The sequence below is a fragment of the Commensalibacter papalotli (ex Servin-Garciduenas et al. 2014) genome, from assembly GCF_000527695.1.
Lineage (GTDB): Bacteria > Pseudomonadota > Alphaproteobacteria > Acetobacterales > Acetobacteraceae > Commensalibacter > Commensalibacter papalotli.
In genome coordinates, this window is sequence record NZ_ATSX01000001.1 from 284517 (window position 1) to 310268 (window position 25752).

Consider the following 25752-nt stretch of genomic DNA (forward strand, 5'->3'; position numbering starts at 1 on the left):
AAATAAAAAAAGCGGGAAATAATCCCGCTTTTTTTGAATTATTTATATATTAACGTAATATAATTTCTACACGACGATTTTGCGCTTCACGAACATTTGGTCCTGTAGGAACTAATGGATTTTCAGATCCATAGCCGTGGATATCAATATTACTTGCTGGGACACCATTTTTAATCAATTCAGCTTTGATGGTGCGAGCTCTTTTTAAAGAAAGTGCTACATTGTAGCGTTTTCCTTGTGCGTTAGGTGCAGCAGAAGAGTCAGTATATCCATCTGCTTCAATACGTGTGCTGTGCACGCTGTTATATGCCTGCGCAGCTTCTTTGACGATAGAAATTGAACGATCGTTTAGAGCGTAACTATCCCAAGCAAAAAAGACTAAATATGTACGAGATTTTCTTGATTGAGGAACTGTCGGTGCTGCCTCTACAGGTGTCGTTGGAGGAGGAGCAGGGTTGAATTCGTATCTTAACCCCAATAAAATTGAGTGGTTAAAGTAAGTAGTTGTGTCTCTGTTTCCTCGAGCTTGGCTATAGGCATGGGTTGTATTATACCCACCTTGTGTTCCCCAAACATCAGCTGTATGACTTTGTGGGCCTAACATCGTCCAAAAGCGATATTCTGTTGTAAACGACAATCCAACAACCCAAGGGGTTGGAAAAGACAGACCACCAATTGCTTGATATGAGAAATTCCCAAAAGTTCCACCTAGATGCTCTGTTAGACGATTATCAGATGTGCGTAATCTAACGCCATTCATTGATGACCAGCCATAACCAATACCAGCACCGAAATAAGGGAAAATATAGGGGCTTCCAACATCCATATCAAAAAGTGCATTTGCCATAAAACCGTAAGTTTGTTGGCGACCTTGCCCCCAAGCTTTATATGATCCTAGATTTTGATATTTTAATGGATTATTTCGATAGTTTCCTTCGACTTCAACTCTGAAGCCATTTCCTAACCCGTAACCAAGACTGGTAACAGCAGTAGCACCAGGAGTATATTTATCTCTACCTCCAGGCATAAACTTGTTTAATCGAACAACTTGATCCTGATTAAAACTCACGCCACCTGCACCAGTAACATATATTCCTTGAACAGGTTGCGCTTTAGCTGTGGATGCTAAGAACGATGTTACACAAAAAGATGCTGAAAGGCTGAATAGTGATGTCATTAATAGACGAAAGCGAAAGTTCATCTTAACCTTTAAACTCCTGTTTAGTGTAACGGCTGTTGCGTTATGATCAATATACTGATTGGAAATAGCGTGTTTTTTCATAAGAAAGAAGTAAAAAATCGATTTTTTAATAAAAAGTTTTCTTTTTGTCATACAAACATCACATATTTATACAAATTGCTGGATATGATTTTTAAATTTACGATTATTCACTAGTAATTAAATTTAAGGCTTGTTTATAAAGTGCTGGTTTAAGGATTAATGTATTAGCAATAGCAAGATCAGCATCCGTTCCCAGGGCAGCGGGGCAAGCGCTACGAATAGTTTGAATGGTTTTTGCATCTAAAGGTGGACGAGCTTTACGAGAGGCGGTAACGTTATTTTTGTAAAAAGAAGTGGGAGTTTTTAAAGCATCCATTTGTTTTTTAACAAATTGTTCTCCACGACTAGTGCATATTTGTGGCATGACCCCTAATCCTTGTAACGGCCATCCCAAAGGAGCTAAGACACGACTCCACGTAACGAATAACTCACCTTCATCAGGAAGTTGGGCTATGGTTTGTACCAATCCTTTTCCTAATGTTGTACTTCCGACAACGACGGCACGTTTATGATCAGCGAGGGCTGCTGCCATAATTTCAGCTGCACTGGCGGTATGCCCATCAACCAATATAACAATGGGTATTCCTTGAGTAAGATCACCACCTTGTACCGCCCAAATATGATTGGCTTCTTCAAATCTCCCTTGGGTAGTTGCGGCAATACCGTTATCTAAGACTAATGCTACGCTGGTGATGGCTTGTTGTAAAACCCCTCCACGATTACCTCTTAGGTCTATGATTAGACCTTTAATCTTCATGTCTTGAGTTGCCTGATCAAGATATTGACTAATCTCTTCAGCCGTATCAGTAGAGAAGGAAGTTACTTTGAGCATGACAATATTGTCGCTAGTAAAAGCAAAAACTGTTGCTGGTGGGACGGCTTCTCTTTTAATATGAACAGTTTTAACTCGTTTACTGCGTGCAGAGCCAACGGTTAAGGATAATGAAGAGCCTTCCTTTCCTTTTAACCATTTTACAATTGTATCTAAGGATTCCTTAGCTGTTTTTTTACCATCAACAGCATATAAACGCTGACCCAACATTAATCCACTGTCCCAAGATGGACCGTTTGGATTGATAGAAGAAATAATAAAAAAATTTCCTTGCTTTATGAGGGAAATACCAGCACTTGCATCTCCACCATCACGAGCATCTCGGTCTGTCGAAGCTGAACTGGGAGCAACGTAACGAGAATATGGATCCATATGATCAAATAATTCATCAAAAAAAGCTTGGATAACCCCTTGCTTACCAACAGACTGAATAGCTGTTGAGTTCTGCCAAGCGTTATACCAAATATTAATTACATTTTGTGACCAGATTTTTATATTATCTTTGTCAGTTGCGACAGGGATTGTGGCACTATAAATTAATTTTTGTACTTTATATAAATTTAACTTACCATTTTCCTCTTTTACAGAAAATGTTGGATCAATTGCATTCAATCCATTTAAGCCCCATAGGCATAATTGTTCAATAGAGTGCTCATCTAGGGTTCTGGGCTGTAAAAATGTTAGCGCTGTGGCGATAATATTAACATAGTTGCTTTGATCAAAATCTTTTTCAGGAGGTGCAGAAGAAGCATTCGGTTGTGTTTGCTGAGCCAAAGCAACGGAAAAGCTCATCACCATTACAAAGATGATGATGAGTAACCTCTTTGATAGCCACTTATAAGCAAGCATAATTGACACAATGAACTGCATGGCAGTTTCAAAAGTTGGATGAGTTGCTTGCCTTAACAGGACTGGAATCGTCTTTCTCCGCTTAGAGTAAAATCAACAATTAAAATCTCAAAGAATAATAGGACAAATTTTGTATATAACAATAGAGCATATGCATAATAAAGATAGCTTTTATGTTACAAAATACACATATTGTTACATAAAAATTACACAATACTGTTGCGTATTTAAGTTTACTTTTCTTTTTTTACAGCCTTTTTCTTTGTTGCAGTTGATTTTTTTGCTACTGCAGTTTTTGTTGTTGCTTTTTTAGTCGTGGTTGTTGTTTTCTTTTTCGTTGCTTTACCTTTTGTAGCTTTTCCCTTTTCCTCCAGAATAGATACTGCTGTTTCAATGGTCAAATTCTCTCCATTATCGCCCTTGGGTAAAGGCGCAACTGTTTTTTTATGTTGCAAGTAAAAGCCAAAGCGACCTTTGCGTAATAGGATCGGTTCTTTATCTTTGGGATGAGGCCCAAGATTATGAATTGAAGCCATTTTCTTTTCAATGACTTCTAAAGCACGTGGTAACCGAACGGTTAAAACATTATCTGTTTTATCGAGAGAGGCAAAAATACTTCCTACTTTAACGTATGGTCCAAACGGCCCAAGGCCAGCTTGAATTGCTTCGCCAGTTGTTGGATATTCCCCTAAATTTCTTGGTAAAGACAATAATCCCATTGCTTCGTCAAAAGTAATGGCATTACCATCCATACCTTTTGGAATAGTAGCACGTTTAGGCTTTTTCTTTTTATTTTCAGGGTCAGCTTCACCACATTGAATATAAAGGCCCCAAGGCCCGCGCTTTATAATAATTTCTTCATTAGTTTCAGGATGCTTCCCAAGAACGCGTGAGCCTTCTTTAAGGTCCTCTTCCTCTTCAGGATTAGCCCCTTCGACGCCTAATCTACGTGTGTACTGACATTCAGGATAGTTTGTACAACCAATAAAAGCACCATAACGTCCAAGTTTTAAATTAAGCCTACCATCTTCACAGGCTGGGCACTTGCGCGGATCACTGCCATCTGTAGATTCGGCAAAAAAGTGGCTGCCTAGATCATGATCAAGTGCGTCAATAACATCAGAGATTTTAAGGTCCTTAGTTTGCTCAATAGCTTTGGAAAAATCATCCCAAAAATCTCTAAGAACTTTTTTCCAATTGACTTTGCTATCTGAAATATCGTCCAGTTTTTCCTCAAGATTAGCCGTAAAATCTATATCGACATAGCGTTTAAAGAAAGAGGTCAAAAAGGCGGTTACCAAACGCCCTCTGTCTTGAGGAGTAAAGTAACGATTTTCTAGGGTTACATACTCTCTATCACGTAATACACCTAATATGGATGCATAAGTAGAGGGGCGACCAATCCCTAACTCTTCCATCTTTTTAACCAAAGAAGCCTCACCATAACGTGGTGGGGGTTGGGTAAAATGTTGTTCTGGAGTAATTGTTTTCGTCGTAACACCTTCTGCTTCTTTCATAGCAGGCAGCATAGTAGAGCTATCTTGTTTAGAAGGATCTTTTTCTTGATCCTCGGTAATATCTTTATAAAGCTTTAAGAAACCGTCAAAGGCAATCATTGACCCATTGGCTCTGAACAAATGTTCTTTATTTGAATTGGCAAGTGTTACAGCCACTTGATCCAATTCAGCTGATTGCATTTGACTGGCAACCGCGCGTTTCCATATAAGCTCGTAAAGCTTTTTTTGATCAGGTGTTAAATAAGAAGCTACTTGATTGGGTGTATAGCTTATATTGGTTGGGCGAATAGCCTCATGTGCTTCTTGGGCATTTTTAGCTTTGCTGGTGTAATGACGAGGTTTGGAAGGGAGATATTTATCTCCGAATTCAGATTCTATATGCTGGCGAATAGCTTGAATGGCTTCACCTGCCATTTGCACGCCATCTGTTCTCATATAGGTAATTAAACCGACTGTTTCTCCACCTAGGTCAATGCCTTCATAAAGTTGTTGCGCTGTACGCATGGTATTTTGCGCACTCATATGAAGTTTACGAGAAGCATCTTGTTGTAAAGTTGAGGTGGTAAATGGAGGAGCTGGATTCCGTTTGGTTTTTTTTCTTTCAACAGCATTAACAGCAAACTGTTCTTGTTGTAATATTTGAATAGCTTGTTGAGCTAGGTTTTCATTATTTAGATCAAATTGTTCAAGTTTTTTTCCTTGAAACTGTGTGAGCTTTGCCGTGAATGGTGCATTAGCTGGGGTTAAGAATGTACCACTTATGGTCCAATATTCTTTTGACTTAAAGATTTCAATTTCGGCTTCACGTTCACAGATTAAACGTAATGCAACGGATTGTACGCGTCCAGCACTACGAGAACCAGGAAGCTTTCTCCATAAAATAGGGGAAAGGGTAAAGCCAACTAGATAATCCAATGCACGTCGAGCAAGATAAGCCTCGATAAGAGGTTGATCCAGTTCACGTGGATGTTGCATTGCGTATTGAACGGCTTGTTTGGTAATTTCGTTAAAAGTTACGCGTTCAACATTAATATTCTTTAATAGCTTTTTATCTTCTAACATGGCACGAACATGCCAAGAAATTGCCTCTCCCTCGCGGTCAGGGTCAGTTGCTAGATAAAGGTTTTTTGCCCCTTTAAGGGCTTGTGAAATTGCTTTGATTTGTTTGGCACCACGTTCATCCGCAGCCCAATCCATAGCAAAATCTTCGTCAGGTCGTACACTTCCATCCTTTGGTGGCAGGTCGCGCACATGACCAAAGGAAGCAAGAACAGTATATTGATTGCCAAGATATTTGTTAATTGTTTTAGCCTTGGCAGGTGATTCTACTATGATGACGTCTGTCATTGGTTCTCCAGACGAGGATTAAGTGTAAAGTAAAGTCAAAAAATACAAAGAACAAGATAGTATCGTTTCTTTACAAAGAAGCAAATATTATTTTGTTGCTTGTTCATAGTCTGCGCTTATATATTTGTAAAGGTCAGAGGAAAAATTTATAAATTATTTAATAATCCTAAGGGGCTAGGATATATCCGTTGTGCTGAAAAATAATTTTATTGTTGATTTCAAGTAAAGCAATAACGCTGAGTGTTTCAGTAGCAGAATAAGAAATATTACGAATAATTAAATCTATAGGGGTAGGCGTTGTTGATAATAGAGCAATAATTTCTGCCTCTATAGAGTTGTCAACTGTATCTTGCTTATTCGTAGGTGTAACTATATCAGGACAGTCTTTTGGGGCGTTATCAGTGAATAAATCTTTTGTTAAATTAAATTTAGATTTTGTGCATATAGGGGATAGTTCTGGTAAGATATCTAGGGCATTTTCCGTTAGTACTGCCCCCATACGTAAAAGATTATTACTGCCCTTACAACGAGGATCCAGTGGAGAGCCAGGGACTGCAAATATTGGCTTATTATAATTTAAAGCAAGCTTGCTGGTAATAAGACTGCCAGAGTTAAGTGCGGCTTCTATAACGACACATCCATAACATAATCCAGCAATTAGTTTATTTCGTCGAGGGAAATGTGCTGCCTGAGGCATTGTACCTAGAGGGAACTCAGAAACAAGAACTCCTTTTTCAGCAATTGCTTGTTGTAGTTTTTGATGCTCTGTTGGGTAAACAATATCTACCCCACAAGCAATGGCAGCAATCGTAAAACCAGTATATAAAGCCCCTTTGTGAGCTGCCTGATCAATCCCTCGGGCTAAACCAGAGGTGATTCCAATTGAGTGTGACGATAAATCAGCAGCTAAGCTTTCAGCAATTTTTATACCATGCATGGATGCATTTCTTGCTCCAACAATAGCAATATTTCGTTGATGTAGAAAATCACGATTGCCTAAAACTGTAAGGACAGGAGGGGCATCATCAAGTTGTGTTAATAATTCTGGATAATCTTTGAAGCCATAGATTAGAAATTGCCCTTGCAGTTCAAAGGTTTTTTCAATCTCCTCTATAATAGAAGCAAGAGGAGGAGGAGAAAAATAAGCTTTTATTTTTTTATTTTTAATTATAGAGGGCAGAGCTTCTATGGCTGCTTCTGGAGAATGATATTTATTTAAAAGTTGATGGAATCTGACTGCTCCAACACCGTCTGTTCTGGCTAGTCTTAAATATGCTGCTAGCTTATGAATTGACAAATTGTTGGAGGTTTTATCCATTAGGTAGGGTCGGATAATGTAGATTGCTCTTTTTTATCCCCAATACGTGGTTCTGTTCCTTCTGCTAAACGATAAATATTTGCTTTATGTCTCCAAATAACAAGCAAACTGACAACCAAAGCTGGGAATAATAAAGGTTCTTTTAGATTAAAATGATATTCGATAATCACCACCAAAGGCCATGCAATAAATGCAGATAAAGCCCCAACAGAAGAGATCTTGGAAAATTTTGCTCCTAGAAGCCAAATAATACAACATAACACGCCTGAAATAGGGGTTAAAGCAAGGGCAACGCCTAATCCGGTAGCAACACCTTTCCCACCCTTGAAACCCAGCCATACAGGAAAACAATGTCCCAGAACTACAAAAATAGCCGCTAAAGAAATGGCTGGGGTCAAGTTTACTAGACCAAAAATATAACCACAAGAAACAGCAAAAGATCCTTTGCCCATGTCACAAAGTAATGTCAGTGCAGCAAGCTTTCTGTTGCCAGTTCGCAGGACATTGGTTGCACCAATATTGCCAGAGCCGATTTTACGGATATCACCTTCACCCCCGAGCTGACTAATTAACATTCCAAAAGGAATACTGCCAATCATATAGGCAATCAGTGCAATGCCAGCCATTAATGGCATGGCAGAGAAGGGAATATGCCACATCATGATGCATTTTGCCTTGTATAAACACGGCGACCAGATTTCCATGTACCTAAAACAACACCAGGTAACTCACGATTATCAAAAGGTGTATTTTGCGCGCGCCCTGGTAATTTACCTGCTTCGACCAACCATGTTTGGTCTGGATCAAAAAGGCAGAGATCTGCTTCAGCACCTAGGCTCAATGTGCCAAAAGGTTGCCCTAATAATTCTGCAGGACGATGGGTTAATAATGAAAGCGCACTGAGTAAAGACAGATTACTTTCCTTCATACGTAACAGGGTTACACTTAATAAGGTTACTAATCCCGTGCCCCCAGCGGCGGCTTCAGCAAAAGGTAATCGTTTGTCATCTACATCTCGAGGTAAATGATCTGAAGCAATAGCATCAATAGTACCATCACCCAGAGCTTGACAAACGGCTTGGCGATCCTCTTCTGATCTTAACGGTGGGGATAGTTTTGCGTATGTGCGGAAATCACCAATGGCCTCTTCATTAAGGTCAAAATAAACTGGGGCTGTATCACAGCTGACAGGTAATCCTTTAGTTTTGGCTTGTCGAATGAGAGCTAACCCTTCAGCAGTAGAAATATGCCCGAAATGTAATCGACAACCTGTTAATTCAGCAAGTCGTAAATCTCTTGCAATCATAATCGCTTCGGCAGCTGCTGGAATAGAAGGAAGGCCAAGTTTAGTGGCCAATTCACCTCTGGTAGCACTACCACTTTTGGCAAGTGAAGGGTCTTCTGGATGTTGCACAATTAAACAGTTATATCCACGTGCATAAGACATGGTAAGCATCATTAAGCGTGTATTTTCCAAGGCCTTGTTGCCGTCAGTAAAAGCAATCGCTCCAGCTTCGTGCAAAAGGCCTATTTCAGCCATTTCTTTGCCTTCACAGCCAACACTGAGAGCACCATAAGGCAAAATCGTTACAGATCGTGTTTCTTCACCTTTTGCCTTGAGTAATGAAACCAAAGCTGGGTTATCAATGGCGGGTTTACTATTAGGCAAGATCGCCATAGTAGTAATCCCACCAGCCGCACTGGCCTCTGCTGCGGTGGCAATGGTTTCGCGGTATTCATAACCAGGTTCACCAACCGTAACCCGCATGTCCACTAAACCTGGGCATAAAACTGCACCTTGACCGTCGATGGTTTCACAGTCTTCAGGTGTTTTTTCTGCTTCAGGTAAGTCAATAGCAGCAATTTTCCCGCCTTTGACAAGTAATCGCCCAAGTTTATCCAAGCCAGATTTTGGATCAATTAAACGCACATTGGTAAAGAGCAAAGGTTTCATGGTTGTGCCTTTATCTGAGAGAATTTTTCAAGAACGGCCATACGTACAGCAACACCCATTTCAACTTGTTCTTGAATGACGCTTTGAACAGGATCGTCGGCGACATTACTATCGATTTCTACGCCACGATTTAAAGGGCCTGGATGCATCACTAATGCTCCAGGTTTTGCAAGATTCAAGCGGCGACGATCTAAACCAAAGAAACGGAAATATTCTCGGCTGCTGGGGACAAGACCTGCTTGCATACGCTCTTTTTGCATACGCAGCATCATAATAACATCAACGTCTTTGATACCTTCATCCATAGAATAATAAGGTGTTGCCCCCATTTTGGCGATCGTTAATGGTAATAGAGTAGGCGGTCCAATGACACGTACATGACAGCCCATTGTCTTTAAAAGTAAAATATTAGAGCGCGCAACACGGCTATGTAAGATATCGCCACAGATAGCGATGGTTAATCCTGATAATTTACCGTAATGACGACGAATGGTCAGTGCATCTAGCAAAGCTTGTGTTGGATGTTCATGCATGCCATCACCCGCATTAATAACACTGGCATCGACTTTTTGAGCAAGTAATGCAGGCGCACCAGAATGTGCATGTCGAATGACGAGCAAGTCTGCTCTCATAGCATTCAGGGTATAAGCCGTGTCTAAAAGCGTTTCCCCCTTGCTGACAGAAGAGGTTGAAACAGACATATTGATAACATCTGCTCCTAATCGTTTGCCTGCCAATTCAAAGGACGTTCTGGTTCTGGTACTGTTTTCAAAAAAAAGCGTAATTAAAGTGCGTTCTCTAAGTAAAGTTCTTGGGGTTTTACGAGATCGGTTTAATAACGCATAATTATCTGCACGGTCTAATAAAGATTCTATATGATGAGGGGATAAGCCTTCTATTCCCAGGAAATGCTGTCCAAAGGGATTATCCATTGGTAACGGCTCCTAATCTAGCCAGAACTTCCTCTTTACCCAAAGCTAATAACGTATCATCAATTCCAGGGGACATCGTGCTGCCTGTAACAGCTGCGCGCAAAGGCTGGGCAACTTTTCCCAGTTTTAGTCCTTCTGCCTCTGCAAATTGATGAAGAGTATGGTTAATGCCTTCTTTGGTAAAAGGGGTTAATGTGGCAAGTTGTGATGCAAGTTTGCTTAACATACCACAATTTTCTTCGTTGAGTAGCTTTTGTGCTTTGTCTGTAAAATTTAAAGGGACTTGCGTGCAAAGGAACGCTGCATTTTCAGCAAGCTCTATCAAGTTTTTTGCCCGTTCTTTAAGCCCACTCATCAAGAATGAAATACGCTCTTGATGTTCCTGATCAAGCACATATCCTTCATGTTTAGACAATCGTTCGATGACATCTTGAGTAAGGCGAGAATCATCGGCTTGGCGCAACCAATAGCCATTTACATGGGATAGTTTAGCATAATCCATACGTGAAGGGGAACGTCCGACTCCATCTAGATCAAAAAGATTGATTTGTTCTTCGCGACTTAGGATTTCATCATCCCCATGTCCCCATCCTAAGCGTAATAAATAATTACATAAAGCTTCTGGTAAATAACCCTCTTCGCGAAACTCTACAACCGAGCTGGCACCATGACGTTTGGATAATTTAGCCCCATCGGGACCATGGATTAAAGGAAGATGCGCAAATTGGGGGATATCCCATTCCATGGCGCGATAAATCATTAGTTGTCTGAAGCTATTGGTTAGATGGTCATCTCCACGAATAACATGGGTAATTTCCATATCATGGTCATCACAAACAACTGCGTGTTGATAGGTCGGTGTGCCATCAGCGCGCAAGATAATCATGTCGTCAAGTTCGATATTAGCAACGGTAACCTCGCCTTGAACCAAATCATTAATAACTGTTTTTCCTTCGCGAGGGGCTTTGATTCGTACAGTGTAAGGCGCATCTGTGGGTGCTTCTGAAGGATCACGATCACGCCAATAGCCATTATAACGTGGCGGTTTCCCCTCGGCTTGTGCTTTGGCACGCATATCGGCAAGTTCTTCTTGGGTACAGAAACATTTATATGCCTTACCTGTTTTTAGTAAATGCAGCGCCACCTCTTGATGACGTTCAATACGGGTTGATTGATAAACAGGTTCATTATCAGGAGTTAATCCCATCCATGACAGACCATCAAAAATGACATCAACGGCTTTTTGAGTAGAGCGCTCTTTGTCTGTATCTTCGATACGAAGTAAAAATTGACCATTATGATGTTTGGCATAAAGATAATTAAAAAGTGCAGCTCTTGCATTCCCGATATGGAGTAATCCTGTTGGACTTGGGGCAAAACGTGTACGAACTGTCATAAGCGTCTTTCATAGTGCGCAAAGTTAAAATATATTTTCTATAAACGGTCATACTATAATTATTTATACGATATATGTGAAGTCTAGTTTCATATTTGTTAATATATTTATTTGTTGTTTAAATAATATGAATGTTTAATGACGTGCTAAATTCAAAACTGTTATTATTTAAAATTGAAGTCATTAGGATGGTTATCAAGACTGCCAGTCAATGCTGCGAATAGAATGGTTTTCCCATCAATAGATAGGTTATCTGGAACACTCAACCATTTCAATTTTTCACTTCCATCTTTCTCATTCATTGATGAGAAAACCCCAGCTATTTTTTTTGTTGTAGGTTCATAAATAAATGCAACTTTTTGTGAATTACAATCATGGGGTTTACATGAAGTCATTACTAAATATTGATTACCTTTGATTTTAACTTTTTGAGTTGGAGAATCTGTTCCTGCTTGGGTTATCCATTTTGGTAAATGTTGATCTGCAACAATCTTCTCTAACGCTTTCTTTGTGTTCTGATTAGTTGCTAGTTTATTAATAGTAACTTCATCTTGTGCATAGGCGTGTGTAGATAAGCCAAAAGTTGTTAACAAGAATACTGCAAGTATTTTTTTCATCAAATAAATTCCTATATCTATAAATAATTATAAAGTTAACTTTAATTAATTTTAACACCAACGCCTTTAATTTTGGTGCTGTCGCAAACTTAGAGTGTGTAGGATAATCTGTTATAAGTATGAATGGAATATTTATATTTAGGAACGGACGATGTTTTACGTTCTAAGTTTGCGACAGCAGCAAAATTGAAATTGCTTGATGATGGATTAATCTAAAATTTACTTACAACTAGATTGATCCGCAAATACAGGTAAATTATAATTTTTATGTTCATAAGTAGCGATAGGATGGTTTCATATCCTTATTATGAATTTCATTTTTCTTACTAATAATTTTAATTTTTTATTAAAAAATCGTTTGATACTTATTTGTTGTATTCAATCATAATTGATAATAAAACTTACATATAACTTTTCTAACGAACAACATACATACTTATTAGTCAAAATTACATCATGATCACCATGACCAAATAAAGTTTCATCATAATAAAAAAGAATATCCTTTTTATTGATATGATTATTTTTAAAATTAACGTTAATTTTATTCTCTACCCAAAATAATTTATGGCATATGATATGAATAGCTTTAAAGAGAAAATTAATATAGTTGTAATAATTTATGAATATTTTATAGTGATAACCAAGTGAAGCTAACTTTATATATTGGTTTTTATATAATATATTAATTATATATTGGTTTTTTATATAATATATTAAGATGAAGTTGATAAGTTATAGATAGGATTATTCAAACTTTTTTAAAAATTATTATCCAAGAAACAGAATTCTTAATCCTATGGATTCCTGTTGTTTTGGCATTTGGTTGTTTGATTTATTTTTTACTGCCTACAGAACCTAGCCTTTATTGGGGAGTGGCTGGTTTAGTCATCGGATTAGCTGGATGTGCGATTATTCGTTGCCGTTTTACAGCTTATCTTGGATGGTATCAAATGTGCTGTGCATTGTTTTTAGTGTCATCGGGTTTTTGTTTATCGTGGTGGCAAACGCATCGTCAAGAACCTTTTTATCATGTGCCTTTTCATGCAACGACAATTCAAGGAAAAATTAAAGCTGTTGAGTATTTAAACTCTGGAAAAAAGAGGGTTTCTATACAATATGTTCGCTTTTTAACACCGCCTGAATCTGATCAGCAAGAATGGCAGAGATTAGTTCTTTTTACACTTTCAAAAAATGATACGCAAATTTTAGAAAATGGTGATCTCATTCAAGCCAGAGTCATGTTGCACCGTCCATCTTCCCCGCAGCTTGTAGGAGGGTATGATTTACAATTTTATTCATGGTTTAAAAATATTGGGGCTTATGGTTACGCGCTTGAACCAGTAAAAATAATCTCTTTTCAGCCAGCATATTCAATCCAGTATCTCAGAGAGAAGATCGCTGCGCATATTCGAAAATTAGAGCCTGGGTCAGCTGGTGTAATTTCGCAAATTTTGCTGACAGGCATAGGGGGTGAATTAACTCAACAAGAACGTCATGCATTTGCAGCTTCGGGACTGGCGCATTTGCTGGCGATTGCAGGATTGCATCTAGGTATTGTTATGTCGATTGTAACGTTCACTGTGAGGTGGTTGCTTTTGCGTAGTGAATATATTGCTTTATATTGGCCAGTGAAACGCATAGCTATTATTATTGGTTGGAGTATCGGATGCTTTTATTTGGTTTTAACAGGATTACATTTACCCGCGATCCGCAGCTTGCTGATGGCCAGCATCGTGATGTTGGCTTTGCTTTGTAATCGCCCTGCTTTTTCTAAACATAATTTAATGCTAGCAGCTTTATTTCTGCTGTTATTATCCCCAGCCTCGGTGTTGAATGTTTCTTTTCAAATGTCAATGGCAGCCGTAATGGCTTTGGTTTCTGGTTTTCAATTGATTTATCAATGGATTGGTAAAGGGCATGTTCAAGATTCTTACTTTTATCGTTTTATAAAAATATATCTTTTAGAGGCGGCTTGGGTCAGTATTTTAGCAGGAACCGCGGTTGTTCCAGTAATAATGTTTTATTTTCATGAATTAAATCTTTATTTTGTTTTTGCTAATTTGATTGCTGTTCCTTTGATGGCTTTTTGGATTTTACCTATGGGGTTATTGGCTTTATGTACGATGCCTTTCGGTTTGGATGCTATTTTTATTAAATTGATGTGTTTTGGAATAGACGGAGTAATGTTTTTGGCTGAATGGGTGGCATGCTTGCCTTATGCCAGCATTGCAATTCCGGTATTTCCTGGTTGGGGATATTGTGTTTATTTCTTTGGATTATGTGTTTTATGTTTATGTATAACGCCTTTGCGTTGGAGCGGAGGTATTATGATGGTTGTAGGTATTTCTTCTATTTTTTTGGTGAACCCTCCAGATATTGTTACCGCTGCCAATGGGCGCATGATAGGCATTAAAAATAAACAGCAATTGCTAACGATATGTCAAGGAAACTGTGATAATTCTACGCTTGAAGAGTGGCGTAAAGTATTACATGTTAACTCTGTCAAGAATATTGCTCTAGATGACCATGATTACAATTATAATTGTAATCAGGATTATTGTTTTTTTTATGTGCAAAAAATAATAGTGATGTTCAATGCTGTACAAAAGGAACAAAATGCCTGTCAGCCTGGTCTTTTGGAATTTTCTTTTTTATGGAATGGATCAGTATGTCAGTACGGTTTCGCAATTAATAAAAAATCAAATTGGATAAATGGTGCCCATAGTATTTGGTTAACACCCTTTAAGGTTCGCACTGATCTTCAAAATAGAGGAAAGCGTCCATGGGTTATGCAACCTATTCAAAGAGGTATTCCTAAATTACCGATGGCACAAACTGAATAATTAAGGAGTAAGAATTTTATCAGGATAATGACATATTTTCGGGGCAGGGCAGCGCCAACATTCTGGTTTCCTTGCTTTGCAAATATAACGCCCATGTAAAATTAACCAGTGATGAGAATCTCTTAACAGATCTTTGGGAATGCGTCGGACGAGGGCCTTTTCAACCGCCAAGACATCTTTGCCAATGGCAAGGCCGGTGCGGTTCCCAAGTCTGAAAATATGCGTATCGACGGCCATAGTGCTTTGATTAAAAGCAATATTTAATACAACATTAGCTGTTTTTCGACCTACACCAGGCAAAGCCTCCAAGGCTTCTCGTTTGCCAGGAACCTCCCCTTTATAAAGCTCAATTAATTGTGCAGATAAGGCAACAACATTGCGGGATTTAGCACGCCATAAACCAATAGAGTTAATATATTGTGCCACACCGTCTTCGCCCAAAGCCACCATTGCTTGTGGTGTAGAGGCAATTTCAAAAAGTTTCTCAGTTGCTTTATTTACCGAAGCATCTGTTGCTTGAGCAGACAGAACAACGGCAACCAACAAAGTATATGGGGTGGTATAAATTAATTCACTTTGTGCATTAGGATTCTCTTTGGCTAGAAGTTCGATAAATTCACGAACCTCTGCCAAAGACATTGCAGTGACTTTTTTACCTGAAGCGACGCTTTTAGATGCCATAAATACGTAAGCTTAGCCCATAAAGCCCATGGGGCGACCACCCATGATATGCATATGAAAATGAGGAACTTCTTGTCCTGAATCCTTGCCTGTATTACTGATGACACGATAGCCTCCTTCTGAAAGGCCAAGCTCCTTGGCGACAAAAGCTACGGCTTTGGTAAAGGCGACTATTTCTTCGGGTGCCGCACGTTCGGCAAATTCTGCATAAGAAATATACGGATTTTTAGGTATGACTAAAGCATGAACAGGGGCTTGGGGTGCAATGTCGTGAAAAGCTAAAACAAAATCATTTTCATAAATGGCTTTACAAGGAATTTCTTTACGTAAAATTTTAGCAAAAACATTTTGCGGATCGTATTTGGTATGACTTGTGGGCATTGTTTTCTCCTATATATTTATGTCAAAGAATTATGAGGGCGAGCAGCTTTTTCTGTAATGCCGCTGATGCCTTCTCTTCGATGTAATTCAGTCCATACATCATCGGGGGAAACCCCAGCACTGACCCACATGACTAATAGATGATATAATACATCGGCACTTTCAGTGATCAATTCTTTTTGATTACCAGTTGCACATTCAATTAGGCACTCAATGGCTTCCTCGCCAAATTTTTCAGCAGTTTTTTTAGATCCTTTAGCCAGTAATTTGGCTGAATAACTTGTGTTTGGATCAGCATCTTTTCTGGATAGAATAACTTGATATAGTTGATTAAGAATATCTGCGTTGATTGGTGTATTCATGGATTTATTCTTGGTTCTTAATGATTATTTTGATAAACGAACGGGGATATTATTTTTTGCCAAATCTTCCTTAACTTGAGCAATTGTGAACTGCCCAAAATGAAATACACTGGCGGCCAATAATCCTGTTGCTCCTGTTTTTGCGCCTTCGGTAAAATGATGTAATTCTCCAACCCCACCACTGGCAATGACAGGAATTTTAACAGTTGAACATACTGTTTTAAGCAGTTCTAGATCAAAACCTTTGCCTGTACCATCGCGATCCATGCTGGTTAATAATAACTCACCTGCACCACGTTCAGCCATTTGTTTACACCATTCAGTAGCATTAATTCCTGTTGGATTGCGTCCTCCGTGGGTATAAATCTCCCACGAACCTTTACCATCAGAACGTGCATCGACAGCAACTACAACGCATTGGCTGCCAAATTTAGTGGCTGCTTCATTGATTAGTTCTGGCGTTTTGATGGCCGCAGAGTTTATTGCACATTTATCTGCACCGGCTAATAACAAAGCACGCATATCCTCAACGCGGCGCACACCGCCACCAACGGTCAAAGGTAAAAAGATTTTTTCGGCGGTACGTGTAACAACATCAAGGATGGTATCTCTGTTTTCGTGGCTGGCGGTAATGTCGAGGAAGGTTAGCTCATCCGCGCCTGCTTGGTCATAAACCAAAGCTTGTTCAACAGGGTCCCCCGCATCACGCAAAGAGACAAAATTAACCCCTTTGACGACACGACCATCTTTGACATCAAGACAAGGGATTACACGAGTTTTTAACATGTTTCCAAAACCTTTAATGCTTCGGCAATATTGATACGCCCATCATATAAAGCACGTCCTACAATGACGCCTTCTATGCCAGGCTCAGTATTAGCGATTTCGCGTAAAGCACGCAAATGTTCAAGATTACCCACACCACCACTGGCAATCACAGGAATGGATAAATGATGTGCTAATTCAGCTGTTTGCTCAAGGTCTAATCCAGATAACATCCCATCACGTTGAATTTCGGTAAAGATAATTGCCCCAGCACCGCTATCTTGCAGTTTTAATGCTAAATCCAAAGCTTTCATTTCAGAAGTTTCAGCCCAACCCTCAGTAGATACAAATCCAGATTTGGCATCAATTCCAATCACGATCTGATTTGGGAACGCTTTACAAGCATCATAGACAAGTTGAGGGTTTTTAACAGCAACGCTACCTAAGATTACGCGGGTGACCCCTTGAGATAGCCAAAACTCAACAGATTGTAAGTCTCTGATCCCCCCACCTAGCTCAACAGGAACCTCTGAATTCGCAAGGATTGCTTGCACAGCTTTAATATTCACAGGTTTTTTTGCAAAAGCACCATCTAAATCAACAACATGTAACCATTTACATCCTTGTTTGTGCCATTCTCTAGCTTGGCTGCCTGGATCATCAGAATAGATCGTTGCTTGATCCATTTCCCCTTGGCGCAGGCGTACACATTGCCCACCTTTTAAATCAATAGCGGGGTAGAGGGTTAATGGACGAGGAGCAGGAAGAGATGACATTAATAGTACTTTCTTGATTAAGAAGAGGAAGTATTTAAAAAAGACTTATAGAGAAAAAGGCCTTTAACAATTTGGCCGTCTATTCTTTGATAATAAGGATGGGTTGCCCAATGTAAATATTCATTTTGCAAATAAAACTGTAGTAACTTTTTCTGTGTTTCATCAATAATAACATTGATGATAGGAAAGCCAAGTTGAGATACGATTTGTTCCATTTTAGCAAGCAATCGTTGTTCAATACCCATATTTAACGCATAAGGAGCAACTGTGAAAATATCTATTTTTACAGAGATATCACATGAATTTATTTGTTTAGGTGGGGTATTTACTTCGCAAATACCTACAATATTACCATCGAGCCGTGCAACCAAGAGGGTCTTTTCAGGAACAAGTAAAACCCCTTTAAAATGATTTTCGATTAAATGTCGTGGAGGTGGTTTTGTCCATTTACAATGATACCCTTCAATAATAGAAGCCTCTAGTGTTTCACATAAAGAGTGAAGCTCTTCTTCATTATCAAGAGATATAATCTGTTCGATTTGTATCTTGGGAAGTAAAGTTGAATTATGGTGATCCATTGTAACACTTAATGTTGATGAAAGGGTAGGGTGATTTATAGTTCCCAAGTTAAAAAATTAGCTAAGATTCGCAAGCCAACTTGTTGGCTTTTTTCAACGTGGAATTGTGTTCCTATTTTATTGCCTTTAGCAATAATAGCAGGAACGGGGCCTTCATAATCTGTTGTAGCGATAATGGTATTTTGTTCTGCTTTGGTCAAAGCATAAGAATGTACGAAATATGCATGGTCTCCAGGTTTAATTCCTTCTAAAATTGGATGGCTTCCAACTTTGAATTGTAATTCATTCCATCCCATTTGCGGTAATGGTAGATTACAAGGTGTCATCGGGGCAATTTCACCCTCTATCCATCCTAAACCTTGAGTAATTTGATGCTCCAGTCCCCTTTGTGCCATTAACTGCATACCAACGCAAATTCCTAAAAACGGGATTTCTTGTTGTGTGCTTTGTTCAATAGCATTTAACAGATGAGGAATAGTTTGTAACCCATTCATACAATCAGCAAAAGCGCCTTGACCAGGAAGAATAATACGATCTGCCCCAAGGATTATTGCAGGATCATTGCTGATTTCTACTTTGACTGCAAGATTGATTTGTTGTGCAGCATACAAAGCTGCACGTTGTGCAGAGGCAAGGTTACCTCCGTTATAATCAATAACAATAATTTTTAAAGGAGATGTGATCATAATAATTATATCTTTTGGCTTAAATCTGGATATTGATCACATAATCTTAATAGAGCTGCTTCTTTGTTTCGTCCAGCAACGATGGTTTTAATTTTCCATCCCGATAAGGTTAGCTCGGCTCTTTGGAATTGATACGCAAAACAAGCAAGCAAGAAATGAATTAATATCAAAATGGCAATTGATGGGCTTAACCAAAAACGAATAGAAATACATAGGCTGAAAATAATTAATCCATGGATCCAGCTTTTTTGAATAAACAGGCCAATCGCCCCCAAAACAAACACTAACCAAGAAAAGCCATTTGGTACTAATTTAACAGTTTTGGGATGTTGTGGGTTGGTATAAACGGTAAAAAATTTCATAATACACCTTTGGTTGATGGAATATTATTCAATGCACGCATGTCGAATTCACTGGCACTTCGTAAAGCGCGTGCTGTGGCCTTAAAGGTTGCTTCGGCAATATGATGAGAGTTACGACCAGCATGTAAAATTGCATGTAAATTAATATGTGAGCTCATGACAAAGCCACGAAAGAACTCTTCAAAAAGCTCTGTATCCATTCGCCCAATTTTTTGTGTAGGAAATGGAATGTTCCATGCCAGATATGGGCGCCCAGAAATATCGATAATTACTTCGCTTAACGCTTCATCAAGAGGAACAGAGGCTTGTCCAAAGCGGCTAATACCCTTTTTATCGCCTATTGCTTGGCGAAATGCTTGACCCAATGCGATGCCAGTATCTTCGACACTATGATGGTCATCAATATGAAGATCACCTTTGACAGTTAAATTTAAATCAAACAAGCTGTGTTTGGTTAAAGCAGTCAACATATGATCAAAAAACCCAATTCCTGTATTGATTTCAGAGCGACCCGAACCATCGATATTCAGGATTAATTGAATATCAGTTTCCGAAGTTCGTCTGTGTATAGAGCTCTGTCTAGGTTGGGTCATGAAATCGTAATCCATAGATGATCATTGAGGTGGTGTATCGGTTCGAAATATAAGCCACAGAAAAAGAAAAGACAATCTTATAGAAATATAATAATATAAGAAAAACCGTTTTTTACCAGTTTTATAGCTATTTTAAATTTTTATCCAACAATATGGATGGTTAACTTATAAAATTATTCTATATATTCTGTATTCAGCCTAGTGGATTAGCAAATGACAAATATTGATTTCTTACTTTCTCGTTTTTCAAGCGTTGCGTTAAGAGACCCAGTACCAGATGATCAGCAATTGCATCAAATATTATCTGCTGCGATGTGTGCCCCTGATCATGGTCGTTTGCGTCCTTGGCGTTTTGTAGTTATTCCCAAAAATAAACGTGCGGAATGGTTGAAATCTGTCGAACAATCTATGACAGAACAAGGTTATGATTATCCAGAATCTTATATTAAAAAAGTCCAACATAATTTTTCTTGCGCACCTATGGTCATTGCCTTGGGTATGCGTAAAATTACCGAAAAGACCAGTGTTTCAATAGATGAACAATTGATGGCAAGTTCTGCTGCGGTGATGAATGTTTTAAATGCAGTGCATGCGTTAGGTTTTGCAGCAAAGTGGATTACAGGGCCTATTGATAATAAAGGCGTGGTTCAACATATAGGATTTTCAGAACCATATAGAATGCTTGGTTTTTTATTTGTAGGAACACTTTGTGACGCCGAACAAACACCTCCTCGTTTGAATGTTGATGACTATGTAGTGGTATGGGATGGAAAGCCAGCACAGTTTAAAGTTGATCAATAACCCGTTTAAATTTACCTAAAATAGAATTCATAGTAATGGAGAATATAAAATGCCGTTATCAGTAGATATGAAGGATGTTATCGTCATTGGCGGTGGCCCCGCTGGTTTAGCATCAGCCTTATCACTAGAAGCTCTGGGCTTAAAAGTGATTGTAATTGATCCTGCGCCATTGCATGCATTGCAGAATCCATCTTTTGATGGACGAGAAATAGCCCTCACACATCATACTGTTACTGCTATGCAGGCGATGGGGGCTTGGGATCATATCGAGCCTAATGATATTTCTTTCATACAAGAAGCTCGCGTTGAAAATGGTGAAGAAAATCATCCATTGATCTTTGATACCAAAGGTAAAGATGAAGATGCCTTGGGTTATCTGGTTCCTAACTTTGCTATTCGCAAAGCATTATTCGAAGTAGTACAAAAACGAGAAAATATTACAGTTTTATCTCAAGAAACCTGTGAAAAACTAAGTTGTTTCGTAGATTTTGTAACGGTAAAGTTAAAAGGTCAGCAACTAACAGCAAGATTAGCCGTGGTTGCAGATGGACGTTTTTCTAAAACCAGAGAAAGCCTTGGTATTGGTTATCATTTACATGATTTTCATCGTCATATGATGGTGTCCCGATTTGAACATGAACAGCCTCATCAAGGTGTCGCATTGCAGTGGTTTGACAAAGGACAGACGATTGCTTTACTCCCATTAAATGGGAATATTTCTTCGGTTGTTTTATCTTTGCCACCAGATGAAATGAATCGTGTTCGTGCTTTGGATGAAGATGCTTTTAATGCAGATATTAATGCCAGATTAAAAAATCGCCTGGGTAAAGTAAAATCAGTTTCAACACGTCATGTATATCCTTTAAAAACGGTTTTTGCTAATCGCTTTGAAACCCGTCATACAGCCCTTGTTGGGGATACGGCTATTGGAATGCATCCAATTACGGCACATGGATTTAATTTTGCGATGACGGCGCAAGAGCTGTTGGCTGAAGAGGTCTTTTCAGGGATCGAACGTGGTGAAGAAATTGGAGCAGCTCGACAATTGCGGAACTATGAACGCCGTCTAAGAGCCAAAACCTTACCTATGTTTACGGTTACGAATACAATTGCGACTTTGTATACTCGCGAAGAGAAAGGGTTGTGGTTGTTAAGACAGGCAGGAATGAAAGCTGCAAATCTGTTAAACCCTATTAAAAATAAAGTTGTTGATCAATTGATTGAAAAAGGTGGTCGATTGCCTTTTATGAAATAATGCTGAAAATATATTAATATTAATATATTTTTGAATTACTAATGATCAATTGTTGAATGGTTCAATCGGGTTATGAAGCATATTTTGAAATATGGCTCTTTTATTTTTTTACTGTCTATAAACTTATCTGTTTCAGCAAAAGTTGTTCATTCGATTGATCAAATACCATCCCAGATTCACAGCGAAGAGGGCAAAGCAGTTTTTGCACAAGAAATGAATGGTGATAAATTTCCAGATGGGTTTGGTAGTCATTTTTTGTCTATGCAAAGTGCTTTGAAGCCTCAAGATATTATCAAAATTATATATCCGCAGGGTAAAGATGAAAGGTGGAGTCTTATAGGGGTGAAGCCATGGCCTGGACAGAAAGACCGCTATATTGTAGTGGCTTGCTCAACAAAAATAACACAAAAGGAACTAGATAAAGATCAAAAAAACAGTTGTTCTTATGATATAAATCCTAAAAGTAAAATTGTTATAGCTGTTGTTGATTATGATGGTTCAGGAATGCTAAAATTAATAGCTCAACCTTATATAGAGACCGTTGTTGGGGATGAGAATGGTTATGTGGATGATGATAATGGAGATGCGCTGGAAAAGAGTGCATTTAACCTTAAAAATGGGAACGGTGAAGTTGTCGTAGGCAATTTGCAGCGCTTAGATTTTGCTCATTATCAGTTAAATTCACAAATACTTGCCTTTGGTATACGTTTTGGGGCAGAGGTAGGGTATGCAGGTGGAAATGATTCTACTCAAGCAATGACGTTATTTGCTATTTTACAAGGAACGCTTCGCCCTGTTCTGAAGGCGGATATGTATCATTTTGAAAACATTGCAGGTGATTGGCATAAAGATGGAACCCGAGATCATGATATCAGCGAAGAGGAGTATGTTTTATCCATTCTGCCGCACCAAACAACAGGGTTTTATGATATAAAACATACACAAAAAGGATCTCGTAATAATAATGGCAAAATTTATCACTGGAACGATCAGAAATTACAGTATCAATAGTTTGTCATTATTTTACTTTTATAATTCATTCTTACGCCGTTGTTGACGTAATACAGATTCAATCCAATCATTAAGCTCTCTGGTAGTTTTTTCAGCAGCTTCCAAATCTGGATATATATCAGGAAAACGCAAAGATAACCAACGCCAAGCAACTAAACGTTTATGACGTTTTTCTGCACGTTCTAACTCTTGCCGAGACGCATTGCTGGGGCTGGGCAGTTTTCCAGTGCTGGGTGCGGCAATGGTTTTTCCAGAAGCATGATCAGCAGCCCATCGGATTAAACGTTGAATACCATTATCGCGATCATCAACGGGACAGACTGAATATGTCCAACGATCTCTTAACTCTAATCCTTGCACACCTTCCAAAGCAGAGGCAATAGCAAATGTTTCCTCCATCGGAGCAAGTCGATAATTAGGATCATCAGAGCGCAATACCGCACGTTTTAACCTGGTTAAAACACCAAATAAACTATCAGAGTTAATTTCATTAGCAATAAGCTGCACAATCGCACTGTCTGGTTGCACCAAAGGGCGTAGGTCTTTTTGCTCTTCTGGTGGAGCTTCTAACTGACGACGAATAAAGTCGGGATCACCAGCGCCTGCTAATAATCCAACAGTGCCAGTTTCATGCTTACCATAACGCCCAGCTCGCCCGCCAATTTGCTTGACTTCTTGAGACGTTAACATTCGTCTGCTGGTCCCATCAAATTTATAAATTGTGCTGAAAATAATGCGTTTAATTGAAAGGTTTAATCCCATGCCAATTGCATCTGTGGCAATTAATATATCTGCCTGACCATCATTAAAGCGTTTGGCTTCTGCCCTGCGAACCTCTGGGCTTAAGGCACCGTAAATAACAGCAACACTATGGCCTTTTTGCATTAGGATAGCACGCAAATCTAAAACTTCACGTCTGGAAAATGCGATTAAAGCATCTCCTGCCTGTAACCGATTTATCCCAATAGGAGAGCTGGCAGTTTGTAAAGCACTTTTGCGTTGTAAAGAGATTTCTTCCCATGGATCATCACAAAGCCTAGCAATATTTTTAACAATAGGAATACATTCAGGTGAGCCCAATACATAAACGTGCCTAGCAGGCACACCCATGATGGCTGCTGTCCACGCGGCTCCTCTGTCTGGATCTGTAAGCATTTGTGCTTCGTCAATTAGGGCTACGTCAACAGGATTATCCATTGGGCACATTTCAACGGTGGCCGCAAGGAAACGACTATTAGGAATTAGTTGTCTTTCTTCACCAGTCTTTAAAGACGCTGCAATATTTCTTTCTGATAAAGCCTCTTTAAATTCATGAGCTAATAAACGCAAAGGTGCCAGTGCAATTCCACTTTCGCTTTCAGCCATTGTTTTTAAGGCAGTATAGGATTTTCCACTATTGGTAGGGCCGGTGACAATGGTGATACGACGTTTTAGACTGCGTGCTGTTACAAAGTGGCCTGCATAACGATCCATAGCGGCAACACTGGCGATGACTTTGTTTTTAATATTTAAATCGCCCAAATTAATATAGGCGTTTTTTTTATCTTTTGCTGGGGTGCCATCACGCCAATTTGAAATTTGTGAACGTAATGCTTTGATTTCTTTTGGATCAAAACGCCAAATTTCTTTTCCGTGTTTTTTAATTTTTTGCGCAACAGGGATCTTATTTTCTGCAATCCAACGCAGAACCTCTTTATGAGAGCAATGCAGCAAAGGTGGGATCTCTTTAAAAGAAACAAGGCTGGATTCCCATTCTTTTTGTTTCTTGATCTCATCTCTTTTACGATCACGAGCCGTTTGTTGGATTTCTTGATCTTTTTGTTGTTGCTTTTGCTCTTGATAGACAATTTCCTCAATGAACTGTTCTGTATCATTGGATTCTAGTCCAAAGGCTATTGCCACATCTTGAGCCATTAAGCGCAGAGCTTTGGTGCCGATAATAGGCTTACCGCTGTCTATTAAGTCAGTATATAATGTTTGAAAACAATCAATTGGACTTTTACCGTTTTGTCGCAAACGGGTGTGCAACGCTTGTTGTAAAGCAGATTGTAATGCGTCTTCACTGGGTTCAGGTTCGTGAACAAATGACACAGCCCAAGCAATATCTTCTGATTGTATCCAAGGTTTATTTTCCTGTTGAATCTGCCTGTTTAACCGTTTAGCCCATTCTTTTCTGCGAATAATGCAAAGCAGTTTTATAAAAGTAGCCGCAGTAATATGGTTGGTGTCAGGCTGAAGGTTCCTGGCAACCAGTTTTAATAAGCGGGGCTCTTCTTGCGGTGTCAGGCTAAGTGAGGTTTCTTGTAATGCTTGGTCTATAGCAATTTTAGCAGGAGATAAATTCATGGATTTCCAAAGATAAAGGATTAGTAAATAAACTATACAATATAGGTTTAATTAAATAACATATTGCAAGTTCAAAAAATTTTTATTGTTTATAATGAATATTTATAACACATTGATTTTTGGTTTGTTACTTTTAATATATTAAAGGATAATATGATCTATTATTTAAAAAAAGAGTAGTGATAAATTTGTAAATATAAAAATTTTTTAAATTAGGTTTTGAAATTTGTTCAATTTTTCTTGGGAATGGGTTAAAAATACTTTT

The 25752-nt window shown here is 38.8% G+C and carries 21 protein-coding genes and 1 pseudogene; 4 read left to right on the plus strand and 18 right to left on the minus strand.

Annotated elements, in window-relative coordinates; genetic code table 11:
• Positions 1 to 49: 49 nt before the first annotated feature.
• From COMX_RS01285 to ivy, 9 genes are all read right to left on the minus strand, one after another.
• Positions 50 to 1201, minus strand: coding sequence for an OmpA family protein (locus tag COMX_RS01285; RefSeq protein WP_034336150.1), 1152 nt, complete (start codon positions 1199 to 1201; stop codon positions 50 to 52).
• Between the two features lie 184 nt (positions 1202 to 1385).
• Positions 1386 to 2906 (minus strand): S41 family peptidase, encoded by a 1521-nt coding sequence (locus COMX_RS01290; protein ID WP_034336152.1) that lies wholly within the window; start codon positions 2904 to 2906, stop codon positions 1386 to 1388.
• Between the two features lie 290 nt (positions 2907 to 3196).
• Positions 3197 to 5827, minus strand: a complete 2631-nt coding sequence (gene topA / locus COMX_RS01295) for a type I DNA topoisomerase (protein WP_034336155.1) — start codon at positions 5825 to 5827, stop codon at positions 3197 to 3199.
• Positions 5828 to 5993: 166 nt separating this feature from the next.
• The gene (gene dprA / locus COMX_RS01300) at positions 5994 to 7145 is read right to left on the minus strand and encodes a DNA-processing protein DprA (RefSeq protein ID WP_051461766.1); all 1152 of its coding nucleotides are present in this window, start codon (positions 7143 to 7145) and stop codon (positions 5994 to 5996) included.
• Positions 7145 to 7807 carry a glycerol-3-phosphate 1-O-acyltransferase PlsY gene (gene plsY, locus COMX_RS01305; protein WP_034336158.1) on the minus strand — a complete coding sequence of 221 codons (663 nt, stop codon included), beginning with the start codon at positions 7805 to 7807 and terminating at the stop codon, positions 7145 to 7147. The genes dprA and plsY overlap by 1 nt, the downstream gene beginning before the upstream one ends.
• Complete coding sequence (locus COMX_RS01310; protein ID WP_034336161.1) at positions 7804 to 9099, minus strand: dihydroorotase; 1296 nt, start codon at positions 9097 to 9099, stop codon at positions 7804 to 7806. The genes plsY and COMX_RS01310 overlap by 4 nt, the downstream gene beginning before the upstream one ends.
• Positions 9096 to 10031, minus strand: a complete 936-nt coding sequence (locus COMX_RS01315) for an aspartate carbamoyltransferase catalytic subunit (protein ID WP_034336164.1) — start codon at positions 10029 to 10031, stop codon at positions 9096 to 9098. Before COMX_RS01315 ends, COMX_RS01310 begins: the two co-directional genes overlap by 4 nt.
• Complete coding sequence (gene gltX, locus COMX_RS01320; protein ID WP_034336167.1) at positions 10024 to 11427, minus strand: glutamate--tRNA ligase; 1404 nt, start codon at positions 11425 to 11427, stop codon at positions 10024 to 10026. The genes COMX_RS01315 and gltX overlap by 8 nt, the downstream gene beginning before the upstream one ends.
• Before the next feature lie 164 nt (positions 11428 to 11591).
• Entirely contained in the window at positions 11592 to 12044 is a 453-nt protein-coding gene (ivy, locus tag COMX_RS01325) for an Ivy family C-type lysozyme inhibitor (RefSeq protein ID WP_034336170.1), read from the minus strand.
• A gap of 815 nt (positions 12045 to 12859) precedes the next feature.
• On the opposite strand from ivy, the gene COMX_RS01330 reads away from it, so the two are divergent.
• The gene (locus tag COMX_RS01330) at positions 12860 to 14890 is read left to right on the plus strand and encodes a ComEC/Rec2 family competence protein (protein ID WP_034336172.1); all 2031 of its coding nucleotides are present in this window, start codon (positions 12860 to 12862) and stop codon (positions 14888 to 14890) included.
• Here COMX_RS01330 and nth read toward each other — a convergent pair whose 3' ends face one another.
• From nth to hisB, 8 genes and pseudogenes are all read right to left on the minus strand, one after another.
• A complete protein-coding gene (gene nth, locus COMX_RS01335) occupies positions 14891 to 15571 on the minus strand; it encodes an endonuclease III (protein WP_051461767.1) in 681 nt (226 codons plus the stop codon). It abuts the gene before it with no gap.
• 12 nt (positions 15572 to 15583) lie between these two features.
• Positions 15584 to 15952, minus strand: coding sequence for a histidine triad nucleotide-binding protein (locus tag COMX_RS01340; RefSeq protein ID WP_034336175.1), 369 nt, complete (start codon positions 15950 to 15952; stop codon positions 15584 to 15586).
• Between the two features lie 17 nt (positions 15953 to 15969).
• A complete protein-coding gene (locus tag COMX_RS01345; protein ID WP_034336178.1) occupies positions 15970 to 16314 on the minus strand; it encodes a phosphoribosyl-ATP diphosphatase in 345 nt (114 codons plus the stop codon).
• Positions 16315 to 16338: 24 nt separating this feature from the next.
• Positions 16339 to 17100, minus strand: a complete 762-nt coding sequence (gene hisF, locus COMX_RS01350) for an imidazole glycerol phosphate synthase subunit HisF (RefSeq protein WP_034336180.1) — start codon at positions 17098 to 17100, stop codon at positions 16339 to 16341.
• Positions 17094 to 18433: pseudogene (gene hisA, locus COMX_RS11475) on the minus strand (1-(5-phosphoribosyl)-5-[(5-phosphoribosylamino)methylideneamino]imidazole-4-carboxamide isomerase). Before hisA ends, hisF begins: the two are co-directional and overlap by 7 nt.
• A gap of 35 nt (positions 18434 to 18468) precedes the next feature.
• Positions 18469 to 19119, minus strand: coding sequence for an imidazole glycerol phosphate synthase subunit HisH (gene hisH, locus COMX_RS01360; RefSeq protein WP_034336182.1), 651 nt, complete (start codon positions 19117 to 19119; stop codon positions 18469 to 18471).
• Positions 19120 to 19124: 5 nt separating this feature from the next.
• Positions 19125 to 19481, minus strand: a complete 357-nt coding sequence (locus COMX_RS01365; RefSeq protein WP_034336185.1) for a hypothetical protein — start codon at positions 19479 to 19481, stop codon at positions 19125 to 19127.
• Entirely contained in the window at positions 19478 to 20074 is a 597-nt protein-coding gene (gene hisB / locus COMX_RS01370; RefSeq protein ID WP_034336188.1) for an imidazoleglycerol-phosphate dehydratase HisB, read from the minus strand. Before hisB ends, COMX_RS01365 begins: the two co-directional genes overlap by 4 nt.
• 213 nt (positions 20075 to 20287) lie before the next feature.
• On the opposite strand from hisB, the gene COMX_RS01375 reads away from it, so the two are divergent.
• The 3 genes from COMX_RS01375 to COMX_RS10535 all read left to right on the plus strand — a co-directional run bounded on the left by COMX_RS01375 (position 20288) and on the right by COMX_RS10535 (position 23141).
• Complete coding sequence (locus COMX_RS01375) at positions 20288 to 20875, plus strand: nitroreductase family protein (protein WP_034336191.1); 588 nt, start codon at positions 20288 to 20290, stop codon at positions 20873 to 20875.
• A gap of 49 nt (positions 20876 to 20924) precedes the next feature.
• Positions 20925 to 22130, plus strand: a complete 1206-nt coding sequence (gene ubiM / locus COMX_RS01380) for a 5-demethoxyubiquinol-8 5-hydroxylase UbiM (RefSeq protein WP_084051484.1) — start codon at positions 20925 to 20927, stop codon at positions 22128 to 22130.
• Between the two features lie 72 nt (positions 22131 to 22202).
• Positions 22203 to 23141, plus strand: a complete 939-nt coding sequence (locus COMX_RS10535; protein ID WP_051461768.1) for a hypothetical protein — start codon at positions 22203 to 22205, stop codon at positions 23139 to 23141.
• Between the two features lie 18 nt (positions 23142 to 23159).
• On the opposite strand, the gene COMX_RS01390 is transcribed toward COMX_RS10535, so the two are convergent.
• A complete protein-coding gene (locus COMX_RS01390; RefSeq protein WP_034336194.1) occupies positions 23160 to 25487 on the minus strand; it encodes a helicase-related protein in 2328 nt (775 codons plus the stop codon).
• Between the last annotated feature and the right edge of the window lie 265 nt (positions 25488 to 25752).